The sequence below is a fragment of the Stenotrophomonas sp. 2YAF22 genome, assembly GCF_052114665.1.
GTDB classification, from domain to species: Bacteria; Pseudomonadota; Gammaproteobacteria; order Xanthomonadales; family Xanthomonadaceae; genus Stenotrophomonas; species Stenotrophomonas indicatrix.
Genome location: NZ_JBFRFE010000832.1, coordinates 1 through 1475 on the forward strand (window position 1 = coordinate 1; position 1475 = coordinate 1475).

Genomic DNA, 1475 nt, shown 5'->3' on the forward strand with positions numbered 1-1475 from the left:
GCGCTTGGTCACACTCATCGCGTTGGACGTCGGCGGCGACGTCAACAGGAATTCGCTTTCCTTCTCGATGGTGGCGCTGGTCTCGGTGGTCACGGCGTGTGTCCTCTTGGCGTGATGGATGGTGGCTCGGAGCATCGGGTGACGCGGCCCGGGACATGACAGCCCAGGGTGGCAGACCGGTGTCGCAGGGATTGAGACCCTGCGCCTGTGGCTGCCGCTGGCAGTGCTGACCGGTGCCGCTGCGGGCATGGAGGGCGTATCACCGGAGGGTCCGGCGATCCATTCCATGGACCCGGCGGCTTGGGGTCCCCACAACCGACAGCCACAAGATAGTGGGGGTAGTGGGGCCCGTCAACGCCAAATGTAGTGAAATTCGGCAATCCCTTGCGCCGCAAGGATCGTGCCAGCGGCGCCCGGTTTGGACGCTTTGGACCTGCTGGAACGGGCTGCGCAGTCAAGCCCGAAAAGCGTCGTGGTAGCGGTAATCAGCACCCCACCAGCAGAACAATGCCAGCTTCACATGACAGGACCACGCAGGCGAGGGACAAGTCTGTGGATAGGTGGTGGGCAGACAGTGGGCAGCCGGTGGACGGGGCGGCATCAGGTAGTGCCGGCCGCTGGCCGGCAACATCATGCCCATTGGAAACATCGAGCAGATGCCGGCCAGCGGCCGGCACTATCCCTCACGCCCGGTGCGGGGTACCCAGGTACTCGGCGCTCTGCATTTCGATCAGGCGCGAGGCCGTGCGCTCGAACGCGCCCTGCAGGCGGGTACCGGTGTACAGCTCGACCGGCGAGGTGCTGGCGGTGCAGACCAGGTTGACGTGGCGGTCGTACAGTTCGTCGATCAGATTGACGAAGCGGCGCGCGGCATCCTCGTTCAGGCGATCGAAGGCCGGAATGCCGCCCAGCAGCACGGTGTTGAACTCGTGCGCGATCTCGATGTAATCCGACGGCCCACGCGGGCCTTCACACAGCGCGGCGAAGTCGAACCAGGCAATGCTCTTGCCACGCGCGCGCACCGGGATCTTGCGGCTCTCGATCTCGATGTTGCCCGCCTTGGCCGGTTGGCCGCCGCTCAGTTCGCCCCAGCGCGTGGCCAGCCAGGTGTCACTGTCGGCGGCCAGCGGCGCGCGGTACACCGGCGAGCGGGTCAGCGCGCGCATGCGGTAATCCTCGGTGCCCTCGGCGTACAGCTCCACGCAGTAGCGCTGCAGCAGGCCGATGGCCGGCATGAAGCTCTCGCGCTGCAGGCCGTTGAGGTACAGGTTTTCCACCGCCGTGTTGGAGGTGGTGACCAGGGTCACGCCCTCGGCGAACATCCGCTCCAGCAGGCGCGCCAGCAACATGGCATCGCCGATGTCGGTGACGAAGAATTCGTCCAGCACCAGCACGCGCAGGTTGCTGCGCCATTCCTGGGCGATCTTCGCCAGCGGGTCGCTCTGGCCCTGGTGCTCGCGCAGGCGCTCGTGGAC

At 66.3% G+C, this 1475-nt stretch carries 1 protein-coding gene; it reads right to left on the bottom strand.

The window, feature by feature from the left end:
* Positions 1-683: 683 nt before the first annotated feature.
* Positions 684-1475, bottom strand: a 792-nt coding sequence (zapE, locus tag AB4Y84_RS21555) for a cell division protein ZapE (RefSeq protein WP_442250916.1), incomplete at its 5' end; no start/stop codon positions are given.